Annotated in this window: 16 protein-coding genes; 9 read left to right on the top strand and 7 right to left on the bottom strand. The window is 66.9% G+C overall.

Features of this window, described 5'->3' with window-relative positions; translation table 11 throughout:
* Positions 1-28: 28 nt before the first annotated feature.
* On the bottom strand, positions 29-1,267 hold the full coding sequence (locus tag RHA1_RS15135; protein WP_011595774.1) for a PIN-like domain-containing protein: 1,239 nt from the start codon (positions 1,265-1,267) through the stop codon (positions 29-31).
* 627 nt (positions 1,268-1,894) lie between these two features.
* On the opposite strand from RHA1_RS15135, the gene RHA1_RS15130 reads away from it, so the two are divergent.
* Positions 1,895-2,884, top strand: a complete 990-nt coding sequence (locus RHA1_RS15130; protein ID WP_011595773.1) for a DUF4192 domain-containing protein — start codon at positions 1,895-1,897, stop codon at positions 2,882-2,884.
* 143 nt (positions 2,885-3,027) lie between these two features.
* On the opposite strand, the gene RHA1_RS15125 is transcribed toward RHA1_RS15130, so the two are convergent.
* From RHA1_RS15125 to RHA1_RS15110, 4 genes are all read right to left on the bottom strand, one after another.
* Entirely contained in the window at positions 3,028-3,225 is a 198-nt protein-coding gene (locus RHA1_RS15125; protein ID WP_041811460.1) for a hypothetical protein, read from the bottom strand.
* Positions 3,226-3,293: 68 nt separating this feature from the next.
* Positions 3,294-3,638 carry a hypothetical protein gene (locus RHA1_RS15120; RefSeq protein WP_050787486.1) on the bottom strand — a complete coding sequence of 115 codons (345 nt, stop codon included), beginning with the start codon at positions 3,636-3,638 and terminating at the stop codon, positions 3,294-3,296.
* Between the two features lie 98 nt (positions 3,639-3,736).
* Complete coding sequence (locus tag RHA1_RS15115; RefSeq protein ID WP_011595771.1) at positions 3,737-4,672, bottom strand: recombinase family protein; 936 nt, start codon at positions 4,670-4,672, stop codon at positions 3,737-3,739.
* A gap of 166 nt (positions 4,673-4,838) precedes the next feature.
* Positions 4,839-6,104, bottom strand: a complete 1,266-nt coding sequence (locus RHA1_RS15110) for a PucR family transcriptional regulator (protein WP_237726897.1) — start codon at positions 6,102-6,104, stop codon at positions 4,839-4,841.
* A gap of 180 nt (positions 6,105-6,284) precedes the next feature.
* On the opposite strand from RHA1_RS15110, the gene RHA1_RS15105 reads away from it, so the two are divergent.
* Entirely contained in the window at positions 6,285-7,619 is a 1,335-nt protein-coding gene (locus RHA1_RS15105) for an MFS transporter (RefSeq protein ID WP_011595769.1), read from the top strand.
* A 221-nt stretch (positions 7,620-7,840) separates the two neighbouring features.
* Here the strand turns inward: RHA1_RS15105 and RHA1_RS15100 are convergent, their stop codons facing one another.
* On the bottom strand, positions 7,841-8,566 hold the full coding sequence (locus RHA1_RS15100) for a type 1 glutamine amidotransferase domain-containing protein (protein WP_011595768.1): 726 nt from the start codon (positions 8,564-8,566) through the stop codon (positions 7,841-7,843).
* Between the two features lie 193 nt (positions 8,567-8,759).
* Positions 8,760-10,037 (bottom strand): NADH:flavin oxidoreductase/NADH oxidase family protein, encoded by a 1,278-nt coding sequence (locus RHA1_RS15095; RefSeq protein ID WP_011595767.1) that lies wholly within the window; start codon positions 10,035-10,037, stop codon positions 8,760-8,762.
* A 107-nt stretch (positions 10,038-10,144) separates the two neighbouring features.
* On the opposite strand from RHA1_RS15095, the gene RHA1_RS15090 reads away from it, so the two are divergent.
* The 7 genes from RHA1_RS15090 (at position 10,145) to RHA1_RS15060 (ending at position 18,926) form a co-directional block, all read left to right on the top strand.
* The gene (locus RHA1_RS15090) at positions 10,145-10,756 is read left to right on the top strand and encodes a TetR/AcrR family transcriptional regulator (RefSeq protein WP_011595766.1); all 612 of its coding nucleotides are present in this window, start codon (positions 10,145-10,147) and stop codon (positions 10,754-10,756) included.
* 68 nt (positions 10,757-10,824) lie between these two features.
* Positions 10,825-11,739, top strand: a complete 915-nt coding sequence (locus tag RHA1_RS15085; RefSeq protein WP_016882071.1) for an acetoacetate decarboxylase family protein — start codon at positions 10,825-10,827, stop codon at positions 11,737-11,739.
* A 50-nt stretch (positions 11,740-11,789) separates the two neighbouring features.
* Complete coding sequence (locus RHA1_RS15080; RefSeq protein ID WP_011595764.1) at positions 11,790-13,382, top strand: succinic semialdehyde dehydrogenase; 1,593 nt, start codon at positions 11,790-11,792, stop codon at positions 13,380-13,382.
* 197 nt (positions 13,383-13,579) lie between these two features.
* Positions 13,580-14,551 carry an NAD(P)H-quinone oxidoreductase gene (locus RHA1_RS15075; RefSeq protein WP_041812408.1) on the top strand — a complete coding sequence of 324 codons (972 nt, stop codon included), beginning with the start codon at positions 13,580-13,582 and terminating at the stop codon, positions 14,549-14,551.
* A 212-nt stretch (positions 14,552-14,763) separates the two neighbouring features.
* Complete coding sequence (locus tag RHA1_RS15070; protein WP_011595762.1) at positions 14,764-15,717, top strand: alpha/beta hydrolase; 954 nt, start codon at positions 14,764-14,766, stop codon at positions 15,715-15,717.
* 489 nt (positions 15,718-16,206) lie between these two features.
* Positions 16,207-17,580 carry a YhgE/Pip domain-containing protein gene (locus tag RHA1_RS15065; protein WP_011595761.1) on the top strand — a complete coding sequence of 458 codons (1,374 nt, stop codon included), beginning with the start codon at positions 16,207-16,209 and terminating at the stop codon, positions 17,578-17,580.
* A gap of 236 nt (positions 17,581-17,816) precedes the next feature.
* Positions 17,817-18,926 carry a saccharopine dehydrogenase family protein gene (locus RHA1_RS15060; protein WP_011595760.1) on the top strand — a complete coding sequence of 370 codons (1,110 nt, stop codon included), beginning with the start codon at positions 17,817-17,819 and terminating at the stop codon, positions 18,924-18,926.
* Positions 18,927-19,107: the final 181 nt, after the last annotated feature.

Below are 19,107 nucleotides of genomic sequence, written 5' to 3'. Positions count from 1 at the left end.
GCTGAGGCAACTACCCGGTAGACGATCCCTAATCAGGACGCCTCGCCGACCCAGCGACATCAATGATCTGATCAAGCTCCTCAGTCACTGGAGTCGAGTGTGTCGCGACGTAGCGGATCAGCTCCCAGGTCAGCTGCATGTCAGGGGTGTCCGGTAACGTGCCCAGTTCAATACTGCGTACTTTGGACGAAATCTCCTCGTAGGCCCGCGTCCCCGGCTCTAACTTCTGCAACACATCGGTGAGCATTCCGTGAACGACAGCAGCGGGCGGTGGCGACGAGAGATTCGGCTGCGGTATGCCGTCGCCGTCAACTTGAACAACCGACTCAAGTTTCCCTGTGGCACTGAATTTTGCTTCTACGCGGATTGAGGGAACTTCGATTGTCGCGTCCACTCTGTCGATCGTGGCGTCATCGACCTGGACGTTGAGGTACTTCTTTGCCAGGCGCAGAAACCCGGTCAAGGTTGTTTGGTGGTACGGATGCGCGGAGCGCTGGCGCATCTCTACGAGAAGTTCGGGCCGAGGGCCGACGATCTGGCCGGCTGCGTCGAGCGCGTACCAATCCTCCTTCTCGTCGTTGGTCACGAACAGCAATGGGCGGTTGTCAGTTTCGGCGTGGTCGAGAAGCTCGCCCCATATGAGGAAGTCGCCCTCGGGGTTGTCCTTCTTTCCAGGTCCGGACGCATCCATGTAGCCAGGTGGAATCTTCTTCTGGTAGCGCTTCGTCGCGTCGTTGATCCGAGCGGCCAAAGTTTCAGATGTGGGTTCCGTGCCGATCTGCCCTTCGTCGCGGAAGATGTTGTCGAGTGTGTTGCGGACCGGATCGGACTGCCGGACCTCTTGGTAGTCAATCACGTGTTCGCTGCCGAGTTCGGTGAGTCGGTTGGAGAGTGTCGTAAACGCCTCGCCGAGCGTTGCGAGTGCGGTCGAACGCACATCTGGATCGGATATCTGACCCTCGATCAGCGTTCGAATCTGCCCTTTGTGCTTGGCGATCTCCTTGTTGAGCTTCTTGTAAACCTCGCTCTGGTCGTAGGCAGATTTCAGCCGGTTTCGGTGGTATTCCAACCCTGCCTGATATGGCAGCCATAACCGTGACCGGACTTCGTCATGGGTTAGCACGCTGAGCACCTTGTCGCGTTGCTGTCCGCCGAGTCGGTAGAGATGATGAAGAATATTCGCATCGAGGGCGATGACACCCCCGGCCACAACGGTCTTGAGCGTTGAGTCGTCGGGCGAATACCACTCAGGGAACGTTCCGCGCATCTTTGAACCCAATCACATCAGATAGCGATCAACGCACCGGATCGGCCATCACGAACCTGTCCTTTGCCTGATCCGGACTCCGAGGTGTCACCGTCGTGCTCTCACTGGGGGTTCTGGTAGTAATCGCCGAAAACAACGAATTTCGGGTAGTGCTAGGTCTCTTGCCCCGCTCTCGAAACCCAGACCATGAGCAACGCGGGCGAGGCCGCCGCAGCCTGACGCGGCGCCAGATGGCCCCGAACCGCCACGGTTCGGGGCCATCTCATGTGCAGGGACGGGATGTGTACGTAGCCGCCGGGTGGCACCTCCCCGGCGGTCAGTGGAGGCCACCTGCGGTGTCCCCGATCGGAGCTCCGCTGCGCTCCGCACACAAAAGCGTTCTTCTCTTTTTCCCTTCTGGCAACCAATTTTGGCCGGCGGTGACCTGCGCGCAACCCCTGGCGGCGCGAGCGCCGGCCTTCGGCTCCGGACAACTTTTCGCGACTCGCAAGCTCCCCGCGAAAACTTCTCCGGCCCAGGGGTTGCACTCCGGTCCCCTCATACCGGCCCAAATTTTTCCTTGCCAGAACGGCAAAAGAACGGGCGGGACTCCGGTCCGGCTCACCTACTTCTCCCAAGGAGCGTTTTATGATCCGCCTTCGCACCGCCACCGATGTGCTCGCCGCGATTCCCGCGATACTGGGATTCACTCCGGTGCAGTCCATCGTGGCGATTCTGCTCGGCGAGTCCGAGGCCGACGGCATGACCGGAGCCCGCCTCGTGCTCGTGTCCCGGTACGACGCCGACCAGGACGCCGAGATTCCCGCCGAACGGTTGTGCGGCATCGCCGCCCGCGAGAACGCCACCGGCGTGATCCTCGCCGTGATCGCGGGCGGACCCGGCGCGGCCGCCGCCCTCGACAACAGGACATCGCTGCGCGACCGTCTCGAGGCCGAGGGCGTCGCCCCGATGCTGTCGTTGCACACCGCCGAACTCACCGAGGGCGCAATGTGGGTCAACCTCGACACCCTCGAGCGCGGCGCAGTTCCGGACCCGACCACCTCCGCCGTCCACGCGGCCGCTGTGTTCGACGGCCGCAACGTAGCCACCTCACGCGCCGCGATCGCCGCCCGCTACGGTCTCGCCGCCGAAGCGGATCCCCGCATCGCCGCCCGGGCCGCCGCCGAACAGGGCGACGACTTCGCGCGCGCGACCATCACCGAGCTCGCCGCCGTCATCCGCAACGGTGAGATTCCCAGCGGCGATCTCGCCGCCCGCGTCGGACTGGTCGCCGCGAGCGGACCGATGCAGCGCGACGCGTTTCTCGGACTCGCCCACTACGGCGCGGCCGAGGCACACGCGGCAATGATCCTTGTCGCTACCCAGGTACGCGGCCACGCCCGCGTGCAAACCCTCACCATCACCGCGTACTTCGCCTACATCGCCGGAACCGGCCCGGAAGCGGGCATTGCAATCGATGCCGCCCGCGCGAGCGCCGAGGATGCACCCGAGGCGGAAACCCGGATGCTCGACCTGCTCGACATTGCATTGCAACGCGCAGTGCACCCGGACACGATCGCCGGACTCACCGCCAGCGGGATCGAGAGCGCACAGCAGCTCGGTGTCGAGTTCGACTGACGCAAAATAGGGAGCGCGCCCCCCGGACAGGCTACGTCCGGGGATGCGCTCCCGGTCAGCGTAGAGGGTGTTCGGGCATCGAGCCCGAACACCCTCTGCGCGTCTGCGTGCGCACCACACGTCGTGTTGCGCGGCCGGCGGTTCTAGAGGAAGTCCTTCAATGCGTGCGGATCCGGAAACGCAAAATCAACTCTCACATCGTTGGACGGGCCTCGGGTGACGGGTTCGCCCGCGACGACAGCCTCGAGGTCCGCGTCGGACACCTCCCAGCTGTGCTTGGTGAGGTGATACAACGTCGCTTCGACATGCGACCTGTGCACTGGTGTTGCCTTCTCGCTCATGCTCTCTCCTCCATCGGCCTAACGTTTCCCGTCGGGCCGGGCGAATCGTGTTGTCGATCCTTTTGCTTTCAGAACAAGGTCGGTGTGTCGGTGTGCAGGAACGCCGCTTGTACGGCTTCGTCGTCCCACCCGCCGCGCACCGCTTCACGCAATGCCCGCGAGCGCGCTGCCCTTGCGGCGCGGTCGGGCCCGTACCAATGCCAGGTCTGCCCGCGGCCGCCGCCGCGCCCCTTCGCACCCATCCCGGCGAGATTCTGTGCTTGCGTGCCGAGCACGACGTGCGGACGACCTAACGCTTCCGACGACGCCCGCACGCAGATCGGGTTGTCGCACACTTCGTGCAACGCGACCTCGTCGTCGGTCAGTGGACGGCCGAGTTCGATCGCCAGCGCGTACCGGTGCGGGCGCACCACCTTCTGCCGACCGCCGCGCGAGACCCAGAAGACTGGTGGGGTGCGGTATTCGAAAGGCGTCGAATTCCATTCCCCGCCGCATCGGCTCCGTTCCCGCCTCACGCGTGGTCCGGGCATAGAAGATCAGGCGTGACGGTCCATCCGGCTGCGGTGAGCCATCGCTGAACCGGCCTGGTCAGATCTCCCTTTTCGGCCAGCTCAGCGAGTCTGCCGGCGAGGATGGGGCCGTCGCCGCAGACGCTGCAGGCGATGTCGAATGCTGGCTGCCCGGGTTCACAATGACGGCAGTGCTGTCGACCGATCAGCGTTCCGCGGTTTTGGGGGTCCGGGTGGAGCCACATCACTGCGAGGTCAGCACGTTGATGCGCGGCCTCGGCGCGAGAGGTGGGTTCATGCCCGCAGGTCGGGCACGTGCGAGACGTGGGTGCAGGTGGATCGGTGACCAGGATGATGTCCTGCATGACCGGTGCGATATCCACACGTTTGTTCAGATGCCCATACACCGTGGTACGGGGCACTTTCAGCATGCCGGCGATCTGTGCGACGGTGTGATCGCCTGCGTCGTACAGGCGTTGAGCCAGTTCGATCTGATCCGAGCTCAGTTTCGACGGCCGGCCACCCTTCCGGCCGCGGGCACGGGCCGCGGCCAGTCCGTCGCGGGTGTTCGCCACGATCAGCTCGCGCTGGAACTCGGCCAGGACCGACAACATGCCGAACATCGCGCGGCCCTCGGCAGTGGCGGTGTCGATCCCCTGCTCGAGCACCTTCAGACCGATGCCGCGCTCGCGCAGGTCGGCGCCGAGCGTGATCAGGTGCAGCATCGACCGACCGAGCCGGTCCAGCCGGGTGATCACCAGGACGTCGTCGGCACGGAGCCGCTGCAGCGCCAGATCGAGTTGCGGCCGCGAGGCTTTCGCCCCGCCCGCGTGATCGACGTGAATGTCCTCGGCCGCCACCCCGGCGCGGCGCAGAGCATCGACCTGGTGGTCGGGGTTCTGGTCTGCGCTGGACACCCGCGCGTAGCCGATCAGCATGTGTCGACAATACCCCCGCAAAGGTTTTTCGACATAGTTTCTCGACACGGGTTGTCGACGCTTTGGACGTGCCGAATCCGCGGGTCAGAACGGGTGTCGGAAAACGATCGATTCTCGACAGCTTGAGAGCGGAGTCGGCAGTGTGATCGCACTGTAACCTTGGGCGTCAGGCCACGGTTGAGCCCGCATGGCCACCGTCGGCGCCGCTTAGCAGTCGGACCGCGATCAGCAGTTCCTGGACGTCGACAATTCGCCGCAGGTCATATCCGGTGCGCGCGGCGATACGGTCGAGTCGGTAGTACATGGTGTTCACGTGGGTGTGCAGGCGTTCGGCCGCGATCTTTGCGTTCAGGTCCGCGTCGATGTAGGCGAGCAGTGTCGCGATCAGAACACCGCCACGACGTAGGTCGTCCTCGACGAACGTCCGTAGCTTGGGGCGGATCAGGCGGTGCACTGTCGGGTCGGGTCGGCTTACCAGGTAGTCGAAGGTCGACAGCCGCGGCATGGCCCGGATCCCGGGCTCGCGGGCCAATCCGTCGCGGGCGACACCCGCTTCGGCGTATGCCTCGGACACCGAGCCGTGGCCGGTGTGCTCGGTCGAGACACCGAGGCACAAGCGCAGGCCGGCACGCTTCAGCTGCGCGTGCGCGCGAGTGAGCCGATCGATGAGCGCGTCGACCGAGCCGACGACGGGCGAGACACCGATCAACTCGTCTTGGCGGACGACGGTGAGTCCACGGTTTCCGGTTCCGAAGGCGCTGTGCAGCGTAATCAGCGCCTCGCGCAAGCTCTGGCCCGGGGCCAGCGCCTGCGCCGGCACGGCAGAGGCTACGACCAGGCGTGTCGAGGTCTCGAGGCCGACTTCGCGAAGCAGGTCCCGTCGGGGCCCCGCCGCCGGCTCCCGTCCGGCCAGCAGATCCTCGAGCAGGTCGCGGCGTGCCCGGTCGCCGTCGGCGACGTCCAGCTGCTGGGCCTTCAGGTAGGTCTGGGCGGCGACCGAGGCTCCGGCCTCGATTACCTGCATCACGTGCGAGACCTGACCGAGCGCCGCGTCGCGCAGTTGCCGATCCCCGCCGCAGGCCGTGACGATGCCGTGCCACAGATTCTCCTGGTTGAGTCGGTAGGCACGGAGGAAGTCGGCGAGGCCGACGCCCTGTCGCACCCGCCGCGTGGCCTGCGAGGCGGTCATCGGGAAGTCCTCGGGCCTCGCGGCGCGGCCTTCGCGCAGGGTGTCGAGCACCACCCGAAAGACCGCGTCGATGTGGCGGTGAAGGTCGTCCCGCAGACTCGCGTCGGGACTTGCGGAATATGCCCCCACTTCGTCCCAGGTGCGCTGCACGGACGATTCCACGATCTCCTGGAGTGAGCCATGCACCCGCTCGGCGATTCGTACGACCCGCGGGTCGGCTGGGGAGGTTGCTGGCACGTTCACGACACTCACTCTCTCTTTGTGTGGTTCGACCACAAGCCCTCCTCGAAGATCCTGTGACTGGCCCATCGTGTGTCCGGGGTCACGTCCGAGGACAGTTCTGTTCTGAGGGACGGCGGGAGCCCTCGACCGAGCCCGCCGACTACCGAACGCCGCGGCAGCGGCTCGACCAGTGAGGCATTCATGACGACTAGAACCAGCAGGGGCGCGGCCCCGGGGCAGTCTTCCGCCCTCCGACGTCCGATGGCTCGCATCGCTGCGGCCTCGTTGGTCGGTACGACGATCGAGTTCTACGACTTCCTGATCTATGGCACCGCAGCGGCTCTCGTGTTCGGCCCGCTGTTCTTTCCTTCGCTCGGTCCGGGCGCGGCGACCGTGGCCGCGATCGCGACCTTCGGAATTGCGTTCGTGGTGCGCCCGCTGGGCGCGATCGTGTTCGGACACTACGGAGATCGGCTGGGCCGCAAGCGCACGCTGGTCACCAGCCTGGTTGTCATGGGCGGCTCGACCTTCGCGATCGGTCTGGTCCCGACTGCGGACGCCATCGGAGTTGCCGCGCCGTTGATGCTCGTGTTTCTGCGCGTTCTGCAGGGCCTTGCGCTCGGCGGCGAGTGGGCGGGAGCGGCGCTGCTGACGTCGGAATACGCCGACTCCGGCGAGCGCGGGAAGTACAGCATGTTCCCGCAGCTCGGCCCCGGGATCGGCGTCGCGCTGTCGAGTGCGACCTTCCTGCTGACCTCCTTGACCATGAGCGGTGCCGCGTTTGCGGCGTGGGGTTGGCGGATTCCGTTCCTGATCAGTGCCGTGCTCGTCTGCGTGGGCCTGTGGGTCCGACTCAATATTGCCGAGACGCCGTCGTTCACCAAGGTCGTGGAGGGTCGGCAGCAGCTCAAGCTCCCGTTCCTCGACGCGATCCGCGATCAGTGGCGGCAGATTCTGCTCGGCGGTGGCATGCTGTCGATGACATTCGGCTGTTTCTATATCTCGATCGTCTTCCTCACCGGCTATGCCAGCGCCGCGCCGGAGGTCGGCGTCCTCGGTCTGCCTCAGCGGTCGATTCTCGTGGTCAATATCCTTGCTGCCCTTGTCATGTGCGTTGTCGTCGTCGCGTCGGCGATCCTGTCCGACCGGTTCGGGCGCCGTGCAGTCCTGCTCACCGGCACCTGCTTCGGCATCGTCGCCGGACCGCTCGCCTTCGCGGTCATGCAGCCCGGCAACGCGGTCTCGTTCTTCATCGCGATGGCGGTGCTGATGATCACCCTCGGCATCCCCTACGGTCCGGCCGCCGCCTACCTGCCCGAGCTGTTCCATGCCCGCTACCGCTACAGCGGTGCCGGCATGGCATACAACCTGGCCGGCATCCTCGGCGGTGCCGTGCCCCTGCTCCTCGCCGACCGGTTGGTCGACGCCTTCGGCAAGGCGGGCATCGCCGGGTTCCTCTCTGCCCTCGCCGTCCTCAGCACGGCCTGCCTGATTGCGCTCAAGGAGCCGCTGGGCGAAACCATGGACGACGAGTGAAGAACGCCTCGGGGACGGCTGCAACCAGCGCCGCACCGATCCCCCGGCCGGTGCACGGGCGAGCCGATCCCATTGGTGGTGACGGGGAGAACCCAGTACTCGAGATCGGCGGCGCACACACCGGCGACTGGATGCACGATGACGCCAGTGCCCACAATCGCTCCGCGGCAGTCGGGAAATGCTCGGCACCAGGCCGACACCGAGATGCGAGCACGACGGCCCTACCCGGTCGCGGAGCCTTTCGCGGCGCCGACAACAACGTCGACGAGCTGGGTGGCCAGTTTCTCCGAGGACTGCGGGTTCTGACCGGTGTAGAGGTTGCGGTCGACGACCACATGTGGGCGCAGCGGGATCAGTCCTTTGGAGTACTCGGCGCCAACTTCTTTCAGTTTGTCCTCCAACAGCCACGGCGCCTTCTTGGCGAATCGGTTCAGCAGTTCTTCGCGGTTGGACAGCCCGGTCATTCGGTAACCGGCGAAGGCCGAGGTGCCGTCGGGGTTGGTTGCGGCCAGGACCGCGGCCGGCGCGTGGCACAGCAGGGCCAGCGGTTTACCCGATGCCAGACGGTGGGACAGCAATTCGCCGGAGGTCTTGTCGTAGGCGAGATCCTCCATCGGGCCGTGACCGCCCGGGTAGAACACCAGGTCGTATTCGTCCGAATCCACCGAATCCAGCGACGCCGGGTGGGAGAGTACGTCGGCGATGCTGTCGAGGTAGTTCTTCACATCGCGGCGTTTCCACGGCATTCCCCCGGAAATGCCGAGGCTGAGCTGATCGAGCGTCGGTGCCTTGCCGCCGGGGGTGGCCACGGTGATGTCCCATCCGGCTTCGGTGAAGATGCGGTGGGGCACCGCGAGCTCCTCGGCCCAGTACCCCGAGGGATGCACGGTGCCGTCGTTGAGGGTCCACCGGTCGGCTGCGGTTACTACGAATAGGACCTTCGTCATGATGTGTTCCTCTCGAACGGGGCGTCAACGGGCCACGTGGGATGGTTTCGGTCTCGGCACACCGCCGAATGTGCACACTGCTTACATTATGCGGGTGGTGTGCGCGCGTCAACAGGTGGATGCCTTTGCCGCGAGGGGCAGGGCGCGGAGTAGTGGAAGGTTCGCCGCGCTGGATGGAGAGGTAAGCGCGGGATCACACGCGGGAGGCGCCGGTCTCGCTGCGCGGCTGGGAAGCGAGCCACTTCGAGTACTGCCGGAGCGCGCGGCGTTTGACCAGCTGATCGGCGACGAGAGCGCGGGCCGGGCCGACGCCGACCGCGGGCTGCTTCCCGCGGGCCAACCGGCGCAGCTGATAGCGCACCATGCCCATGCCGGCGAGGGACGCCAGCGGCTTGTCCTTCCACGTGACCGGCTTGAGCGACGCCGTGGCGTCGGTTCCCGCGCGCCAGCGCGCCGGCAGATCGGGGGTGACGGCGAGGGCGGTGCCGATGCCGACGAGTGCGACGTTGTTGGCGAGTACGTGCTCCGCGGTCTCGCGGCGGGTGATTCCCCCGGTCAGCATGAGCGGTACGGGGCTGTTCTGGGCCAGTTCGGCCGCCAGTTCCAGGAAGTAGGCTTCCCGGGCCGCGGTGCGCCCGTCCACCGGGCGCCCGGACATCGCCGGGCTTTCGTAGCTACCGCCGGAGATCTCGACCAGGTCGACGCCGAGTGGGGCCAGCATGGCGATCACGGTGCGGGCGTCGGCGGCGTCGAACCCGCCGCGTTGGAAATCGGCAGAGTTGAGTTTGACCGCGACCGCGAAGGTGGGCGAGACCTGTGAGCGCACCTCCCGCACGATGTCGAGGAGCATTCGCGCCCGATTCTCGAGTGAACCACCCCACTCGTCGGTGCGGGTGTTGACCAGCGGCGAGAGAAACTGCGACAGCAGGTAGCCGTGTGCGGCGTGAATCTCGACACCGTCGAATCCGGCCGCTTCCGCTCGCCGCGCGGTGGTCGCGAAGCGGGCCACGGTGTCGTGGATCTGCTGCGGTGTCATGGCGGTAGGACGACCGAAGTTCTTCGAGTGCTTGCCGACGTCCACCGCCTTTTCGGACGGCCCCCAGATGACACCGGGCATGTTCGCCTGGATCTGCCGACCGGGGTGGCTGATCTGCATCCACATGGCGGCACCGCCGGCCTTCCCCGCCTTCGCCCAGGCGGCAAACGGTCCCAGCGGCGAACCCTCGTCGAGCACCACCCCCCCGGGGCCGGTGAGCGCCTCCGCGTGCACCATCACGTTCCCCGTGATCAGCACGCCGGCCCCGCCGGCGCCCCACCGGCGATACAACTCGATCAGCCCCTCGGTGGGCAGCTGCCCCATGGCGGCCATCCCCTCCTCCATCGCGGCCTTCGCAATCCGGTTGGGCAGCAATTGCCCGGACCGCAACGTGATCGGCTGGAACAAGTCGGTGGCGAATATTTCCTTGGACACCTCGAACCCTTTCGGTCAAAGGCTTCCGGGCGACCCCGAAAGCAAGTAAGCGCCGCTTACACTAAGCTGGAATGTAAGCGGCGTCAACAACCGAGGAGGTTGAGTACATGACTGTCACGCCCTATCACCGCGGCGACCTACCCGATGCGCTCGTGCGTGCCGCCATCGAACTGCTCGATGAAGACGGTGGCGCGTCGGGCCTGTCGCTGCGCGCGGCCGCACGCCGCGCAGGCGTCTCGGCGGCGGCTCCGTACCGCCACTTCAGCGACCGCACCTCACTGCTATCCGCAGTGGCCGCCGTGGGTTACCGGGAACTCGTCACCACCCTGGAGGGGGCGCACCCGGCGCCCGAGGACCCGGGCGACCTTGCCGACATCGCGGTGGCATATGTGCAGTTCGCGCTTGCCAGGCCGGCGTTGTTTCGGGTGATGTTCGCCGAACCGTGCCATCCGGCGGACGCCGAGCGGCAGGGCGCCGCCGACGAGATCGAGGGCTACCTGCAGACGCTGGTGCAGCGCGCCATCCCGTCCGCCGACCCCGCGGCGATGGCCACCGCAGTCTGGGCGCTGGTGCACGGCCTGGCGTTCCTGCACCTGGACGGCAAGTACGCCGGTAGCTCGACCCCCGATCTCAGGGCCCGGATTCGTGGGGTCGTGCACGCCACGCTCGGCCCGCATCGAGAACGCTCACCCCAACCTCAACAGCCCACGAGGTGTTGACATTGCTTACATCATCGGTCTAGCATCATGTAAGCAGTGCACACATACCGATGGCGAAGGACCGACACATGACTTCAACAAAGCAGAACACCATCGAGGTCGACCTGGGTGGACACACCGTCACAGTCCCCGCCGGCGGCCTGTTCGAGCGCTTCCGGATGGACACCGACCTGGACGAGGTGGCGCGCGATCCGCGGGTCAGTGGAGTCGACTTCTTCCGGACCCTTCCCAAGACCCGGGTCGAGTCCCGGATCGGGCCCACCTTGACTCCGAACTTCTACTACGCGATGTCGTCGGCACGTCTGACCATGATCGCGCCCAGCAAGGCGATCCGGAACCGGATCCCGGGTGAGCTCGCCCCACTGGAGATCGCTCCCGGTCTCGGCCTGGTGTCGGTGATGTTCTTCCGCTACGACGTCTGCGACATCGACTTCTACACCGAGGCTGCGGTGGGGGTTGCGGTGCGCCCCGCCCGTCACGGCAAAATTCCCGTTGCAGACGTCGCGTCCGCGCTGGCGAACGACCACCTCCACTCGTACGTGCTCTCGCTGCCGGTGAACACCGACATCGCCCAGGTGCGTGGCCGCCACGGCTACGGCTTCCCGAAATGGGTCACCGAGCTGGACGTGAACATCGACGACCGCCGGACCGCCGCGCGCGTCGCCAACGCCGACGGCGGCGTCGACCTCGCCTTCTCCGCCCCGACACCGACTCAGAAGCGCACCCGGAGCGGCGAGAAGGTATCCACCCTGACCTCCTACACGAAGGTCGACGACGCCTGGTACTCCACCCTGAACCAGACCAACGTGCTGGCCAGCGGAACCTCGATGTTCCCGCGCGGGGTAGACCTCACTCTCGGCGCGGGACGCATGGCCGACGACCTGCGCGCACTCAAGCCGATCCGCACCATCGCGTTCGACGTCAGCACCGAAGCACAGGCCGCGCTGCACATGCCGGTTCCGTTCTCGGTCCGCAGCCGGTAATCGGCCACGCCTCCACGCCGACATCCGACACCCTCAACGGAGTCCCCACCATGTCCATCTACACCCCCGAAAAAGCTACGACGACCGCCGGCCTCCCGTCCTCGCTGACCGCCCAGCTGCGGGAGCGTCTGACCGGTCGGGTCGCCGCCAGTGCTGACGCCGCCCGCGTCGCCACCGCCGCCCCCTACACCGGCGGGCCACTCGCCGAATTCCCGGTCTCCACCCCGGGCGACGTCGAGGAAGCGTTCGTCCGGGCTCGTCGCGCCCAGGCCACATGGGCAGCCACCTCGATCGGTGAGCGCCGCAAGGTGCTGCTGCGGTTCCACGACCTGGTCCTCGCACGCCAGAACGAAGGCCTGGACCTGATGCAGGCGGAGAACGGCAAGACCCGTCGCGACGCGTTCCTGGAGATCACCGACACCGCCATCACCTCCCGGTACTACGCGCGCAGCGCCGAAAAGCTGCTGGCCCCCCAGCGCCGGCGCGGAGCGATCCCGATCCTGACCCATACCACCGAACTGCACCATCCCAAGGGCGTGGTCGCGATCATTTCGCCGTGGAACTACCCCCTGTCGATGGCCGCCGGCGATGCGATTCCCGCCCTGCTGGCCGGTAACGCCGTGGTACAGAAGCCCGACACCCAGACCGCGCTCACCGCGTTGTGGGCCATGGATCTGATGTACGAGGCGGGGCTTCCCGCCGACGTGTGGCAGATGGTGGTCGGCCGTGGCAGCTCGATAGGCGAGCCGCTGATGAACAACGCCGACTACGTGATGTTCACCGGGTCCACCGCCACCGGCCGCCAGATCGCCCGCGACGCCGGCGAACGTCTGATCGGAGCCTCGTTGGAGCTGGGCGGCAAGAACCCGATGCTGGTGCTCGACGATGCCGACCTCGATCGTGCCGCCGACGGCGCCGTCGCCGCCGCGTTCCCGTCGGCCGGGCAACTGTGCGTCTCGATCGAGCGCATCTACGTCGCCGAATCGGTGCGCGAGGAGTTCGTGACCAAGTTCGTGGAGCGGACGAAGAAACTGAAGCTCGGCGCGGCCTACGACTACAGCACCGACGTCGGAAGCCTCACCACTGCGTCCCAGCTGGACACCGTCACCACGCACGTTGCCGACGCCGTCGGCAAGGGCGCCACAGTGCTGGCAGGCGGGCACGCCCGCCCCGATCTCGGTCCGCTGTTCTACGAGCCGACCATCCTCACCGACGTCACCGCGGAGATGACCCTCCACGCGCACGAAACCTTCGGTCCAGTGGTCTCGATCTACGGCTTCGCCGACGTCGAGGAGGGCATCGCGCAGGCGAACGCCACCTCATACGGGCTGAACGCCAGCGTGTGGAGCCGCAACGGCGCCCACGGACGTGCGGTGGCTGCCCGGGTGCACGCCGGCACCGTCAACGTCAACGAGGCGTTCGCGGCGGCGTGGGGCAGCATCGACTCTCCGATGGGCGGAATGGGTGACTCGGGCGTGGGACGCCGCCACGGCAAGGACGGCATCCTCAAATACACCGAACCGCAGACCGTCGCCCATCAACGCGCCCTCGGCTTCACCCCGCCCGCACGCATCCCGTGGACCACATGGGCGCCGGCGCTGAGCGCGGTACTGCGCGTCTGGAAGCTGATCGGCGCCCGCTGACCGCTCTCCGCATCCCTCATCCCTCAGAACCCGCGATCCGGACCAAGACGCATCCTGTTGCCGCACATCGGGATCCGCCGGTCATCGGACGACCCAACTATTCATCGCAGTCGCAGCGCGCCCGGCCTCCCCGGCCTTGCCGCCGCGGTTGCACGGAAGGCACTGACATGACCACCCCCGACACCGTTCCCGACACCATGCGGGCCATCGTCGTCGACAATGACAAGAACATGAACATCGAGCAGGTCCCCACACCGACCCCCGCCGCCGGCGAGGTCCTGCTCGAGGTCGCCGCGGCCGGCATCAACCGCGCCGACCTGATGCAGCGCCAGGGCCTTTACCCGCCGCCGCCCGGAATCACCGACATCATGGGCATGGAGGCCTCCGGGACCGTCGTCGCGGTCGGCGCGGGAGTCGACGGGTTTCGGCCGGGCGATGAGGTGTGCGCTCTCATCGCGGGCGGAGCATACGCCGAGTACGTCGTCGTCCCGGCGGCCCAGCTGTTGCCGATCCCGGACGGGCTCTCCCTCGTCGACGCGGCCGCGCTGCCCGAGGTGGCGAGCACCGTGTGGTCGACCATCGTCATGGACGCCGGCCTGAAGGCCGGGGAAACATTGCTGGTGCACGGCGGCGGCAGCGGCATCGGCACCCACGCCATCCAAGTCGGCAAGGCACTCGGCGCCACGGTGGCGGTGACCGTCGGCTCGGAGGCCAAAGCGCAGCGCTGCCGCGAGCTCGGAGCCGACATCGTGATCAACTACCGCGAGCAGAACTTCGCCTCCGAGCTCGCCGGACAGGTCGACGTCATCCTCGACATCATGGGCGGCCAGTACGTACCCGGCAACGTCGATGCGCTCGCGATCGGCGGACGACTGGTGATCATCGGCATGCAGGGCGGCCTCACCGGCGAACTGAACGTCGGAGCACTCATCGGCAAGCGCGCCCGGGTGATCGGCCTCAACGTCCGGAACCGGCCGCTGACCGGTCCCGGCTCCAAGGCCGAGATCATCGCCGCGGTGGCCGAGAAGGAGTGGCCACTGGTCACCCAGGGGCTCGTGCGGCCGGTCATCTCGGCCAAGCTGCCACTGGCCGACGCCGAACGAGGACAGGCGATGCTCGATTCGAAGGACTCGGTCGGCAAGGTGCTACTGCTTCCCACCCAATCCTGACCCCCACGAACTGGTGCCGTCGACGGCAGGATGCACCGACCACCGACGGCACAGGACTTCTCGCGAAGAAAGGAGGCAGGAACCATCCCGGCTTGCCCAGAATTTACTGGTCGAGCCGAAACAGGTAGCACCGACGATGGGGCCGTGCCCCACGGTGATTCGCATACCGGCAGTGCACCCCGCAGCGCCGGAACCCGCGACAGGAGAGTGACATGACCGACATCAAGCCCGTCCTCGAGCCCGAGGCCGCCGAATTCGCGAAGGCGACCGACACGCCCCCGTTCCTGTTCCAGCTTCCACCGGCCGAGGGGCGCAAAACGGTCGACGAGGTCCAGTCCGGGGAGATCGACAAACCGGCGATCGACGAAGAGTGGATCACCGTCGAGGGCGGTCCGACCGGATCGGTGAAGGTGCGCATCGTGAAACCGGCAGGCGCCACCGGCACCCTTCCGGTCCTGTTCTTCATCCACGGGGCCGGTTGGGTGTTCGGCAACGCGCACACCCACGACCGACTGGTCCGTGAGCTCGCCGTCGGCGCCGACGCCGCGGTGGTGTTCCCCGACTACGACCTGTCCCCGGAAGCGAAGTACCCGACGGCGATCGAGCAGAACTACGCCGCCGCCCAGTGGGTGTTCGCGCACGGCGCCGAAAAGGGGCTCGATGCCACCCGGTTCGCGGTCGCCGGCGACTCGGTGGGCGGCAACATGAGCGCCGTCCTGACTCTGATGGCCAAGGATCGCGGCGATGTGCACATCACGCAGCAGGTGCTGCTCTACCCGGTGACCAACGGTGCATTCGACACCCCCTCGTACCACCAGTTCGCCGAGCACTACTTCCTCGCTCGCGAAGGCATGCAGTGGTTCTGGGACCAGTACACCAGCAACGAGTCCCAGCGTGCCGAAATCTACGCCTCTCCGCTGCGCGCGACCGTCGACCAACTGCGCGGATTGCCCCCAGCCCTGGTGATCACCGCCGAGGCCGACGTGCTTCGCGACGAAGGTGAGGCCTACGCCGCCAAGCTCCGCGAGGCCGAGGTCCCCGTCACCCACGTTCGTGTCGGTGGCGTCATCCACGACTTCATGATGCTCAACGCGCTTCGCTCGACCCAGGGTGCGGCCGCCGCCATCAAGCTGGCGCAGGACACTCTCCGAACCGCCCTGCACTGATCGGTTACCGGTGGTCGCTCGCCGTCCTGTCGAGCGACCACCGGACCGCTGCACCGCGGCATCCGCTGTTTCACCGATCCGCATCGACAGTCACGCGGAGTCCCGCGTCCACCTCGTACGTCCGGGGCCGAAATGACCGCCACACCGGACAATCTCGTGCGGCCCTGTACCCAGCTCGCCCGGATAACCCGTCCGCGGCACACGGCGTCAAGGCGAGGTTCCGCGGTCACGCCGCACCCGACCGGTCGAATGTGCGCCACAGACACACCACCACCACCGTGCAAGGAAACCCACCGACCGCACAGCTCGACTTCAGTGCCGCCGTCCTCCTCGAAAGACCCGATCCGGGCACAGATCAGTCAGCCGCATACCTCGTAGGCGTCGGAAGTCGCCCCATGCGCAACTTCGACCGGCTTCGGCGCGCGCAACGCGGCGTCCGATCCCATTCAGCGTCACCACCTACTCAACGAATGACCGAGGAGTCGCGCAGTGAGCGAACCCAGCCCAGCAGCCCGGACCACGAAACACGCAGTGCCCGAAGTATCTCCCTCGGTAGTCGCCGAACCCGTCACGCGGCGATTCCTTTGGCACCCGCGTACCTGGATAGCGTCCGTAACGATCCTGATCCTCCTCGGGCTCACGCTCCCCGCCGTCTACCTCGGCGGCACCATCGACCCGCAGGGTGACCTGAAGGACCTTCCCGTAGCGCTGGTCGTGGAGCCGCAGACCGTGCAACTCGGAGCCGCCAGCCCCGCCGACGCTGTGGCCGACGGCATCGAGCAACACGTCGACGACAACAAGATCACGCTGATGGCGATGTCCACCGACGAAGCCGACCACCAGATGCGAAACGGGCACATCGTCGGCATCATCCGAATCCCGAATGACTTCAATGCCCAGGTGGGCGCGCTGACCCGTCCCGGCCCGGGTGCGCCGACGCATCCGGTTGTCCACTTGGACACCACGTCCCGGTCCGGTGCGATGACCGCCGGCCTGTTCACCGGTAACGTCGGCCCGGTTGTCGAGGGGGTACGCACTGCACTCGGCCGGCAGCTCATGGCCACTGGTGGAGCACCTGTTGACACCGCCACCGCCACCGCCCTGGCGACTCCGTTCGCCATTGCCATCGCACCACTCGATCCGCTGCCCTCCCACACCGGCCTAGGCACCAGCGTCTTCTACCTGGCAATCGTCCTGATCATCGTGGCATTCATCGGCGCCTCCGCGGTACATCCACTCATTGACACCGTGATCGGGTTCATCCCTCAGGAGACAGGCCCCCGTGTCCGTCGCAACCCGTACCGCCATCTTTCCCGTACCCGCGCCTTGATCCTCAAGTGGCTCGTGATGCTGGCTGCCACTCCACCAACGACGGCCGCGATCCTCCTCGTCGCCGGGCCGTGGCTCGGTATGCCGCTGGTCTCACCGCTCACACTATGGCTCTTCGCGACCGCTACCGTCGCCGCGGTCGGCGTCGGTGGGCTGACCGTTTTCGCTCTGTTCGGATCCTTCGGTCCGCTCGTCAACACCTTCTTCTTCGTGGCATTGGCGATGACGTCGTCGGGTGGGGCCATCCCACTGCAAGCCACCCCGGACTTCTTCCGTGCGATCGCCCCATTCGAGCCGATGCGTGCAGTAGTCAACGGACTGCGCTCGATCCTCTACTTCGACTCGACGCCTGGCTCAGGAATGGAGCCCGCCTGGTGGTACCTACTGGTGCTTGCCGCGATCAGCATCGCGACCGGGCTGATAGCGACCCGCGTCTTCGACCGCTTCCCAGCCTTCACCCGGCTTCCAGACGACGGTGCGTCTCGCAGCGTCGACAAGGCTCAGCGCACAGAGGTGCACCAGTTCACCGCCTGAGAGCCGCCGGCAATCACCGGTATTACCTGCGCCGGTAGGAAAGGGGACCGCCGCCCGGGGAGCGCCGACTGGCGGTCGTCCGTACCGCCGCCGGGGCCGCACGATTGCGGATCACCGCGGACGCCTGGACCGGACCGAATTCGGCTCGCTGAGCTGAACACCGAACACCGGGCCGCCCGAGGTACCAACCCCAGCACGGCCAGGCACACCGACCCGAACTCGAAGGAGACTCCACCATGACAGAGAACGCGCCAACCCGGATCGTCGTCTTCGGGGCCACCGGATACGCCGGTGGCCTGGCCGTCGAGGCGCTCGTGCGGCGAGGCCTGCGACCGGTGCTCGCCGCCAGATCGGAACACAAGCTCGCACACTTGGCGGCCGCGCACGGCGGCCTCGAGTACCGGGTCGCCGACGTCTCCGACCCCGCCAGCGTGCAGGCACTGATCGAGCCGGGCGAGGTGCTGGTAACCGGTGTCGGACCGTTCGAGCGGGTGGGATGGGTCGCGGCCGAAGCTGCCGCCCGATCCGGCGCGCATTACGTCGACTCCACCGGCGAGATCGGGTTCGTGCGCGAACTCCACCGCCGCCACGACGCCCGTGCCCGCGAGACCGGATCGGTAATGCTTCCCGCGTTCGGCTACGACTACGTTCCCGGGGTGCTCGCCGGTGCGCTCGCCGCCGAGCAAGGCGGCGCGGCAACGTGGTCCCTCGACATCGGCTACTTCGCAACCGGACCTCTGTGGAAGGGGTTGAGCCAGGGAACCCGGAAGACGGTCGCAGAGGGGATGACCCTCCCGGTCACCATGTACCGGGACGGGACACTGGCAGACCGGCGCGCCGCCCAGGACGTCAGGCGCTTCACGGTGCGCGGTGCCACGCGGAACGCAATCCTCGCATCCGGCACCGAGGTGCTGCAGCTGCCGGCCCGGTACCCGGGGCTTCGCCAGGTGCGGGTGTTCAACGGATGGTTCCCCGAGCTCGCGCGACCCATGCAGGCCGCCTCGCTCCTGGCGACCACCCTGTCCCGCACCGCCCTCGGACGCCGCGTGCTCGACGGTGCCTTTGCACGGATGGCCGGCCCGGCCGGCGGTCCAGACGCGGCAGAGCGCGCCAAGACCCGGGGACTCGCGGTCGCAGTCGCCCGTGCGTCGTCCGGGAAGGTCCTGGCCGAAGTGGAGGTGGAAGGCCCATCCCCGTACACGGTCACAGCCGAACTCATGGCAATGGCAGCACACCGCCTGGCTCTAGGTCTGGGACGAACCCCCGGTGTCGTCGGCCCGATCGACGGACTCGGCGCTGACGAGTTCCCCGCCGCCTGCGCCGAGGTCGGCCTCGCGCGCATCTGACTGGACGGCCTCGGCCCTACTCGCCGATACGAGATAGACAATGTTGTCGTCCGGAAGGACTTGGCGCGCGAAGCTGAGTACGCGGCGCAGGAGAGAGGGATGCAGGTCACCGGCATCGGCTTCGGACCTTGGCACCGGATCCTGCGTGAGCGCTGGGGCCGCTCATCGGTGGATTCTGCCC

The sequence above is a fragment of the Rhodococcus jostii RHA1 genome, from assembly GCF_000014565.1.
In the GTDB taxonomy this organism is placed as follows: Bacteria; Actinomycetota; Actinomycetes; order Mycobacteriales; family Mycobacteriaceae; genus Rhodococcus_F; species Rhodococcus_F jostii_A.
Note: the sequence above shows the minus strand (reverse complement) of the source record. Positions and strands in the feature narration are given on the sequence as shown.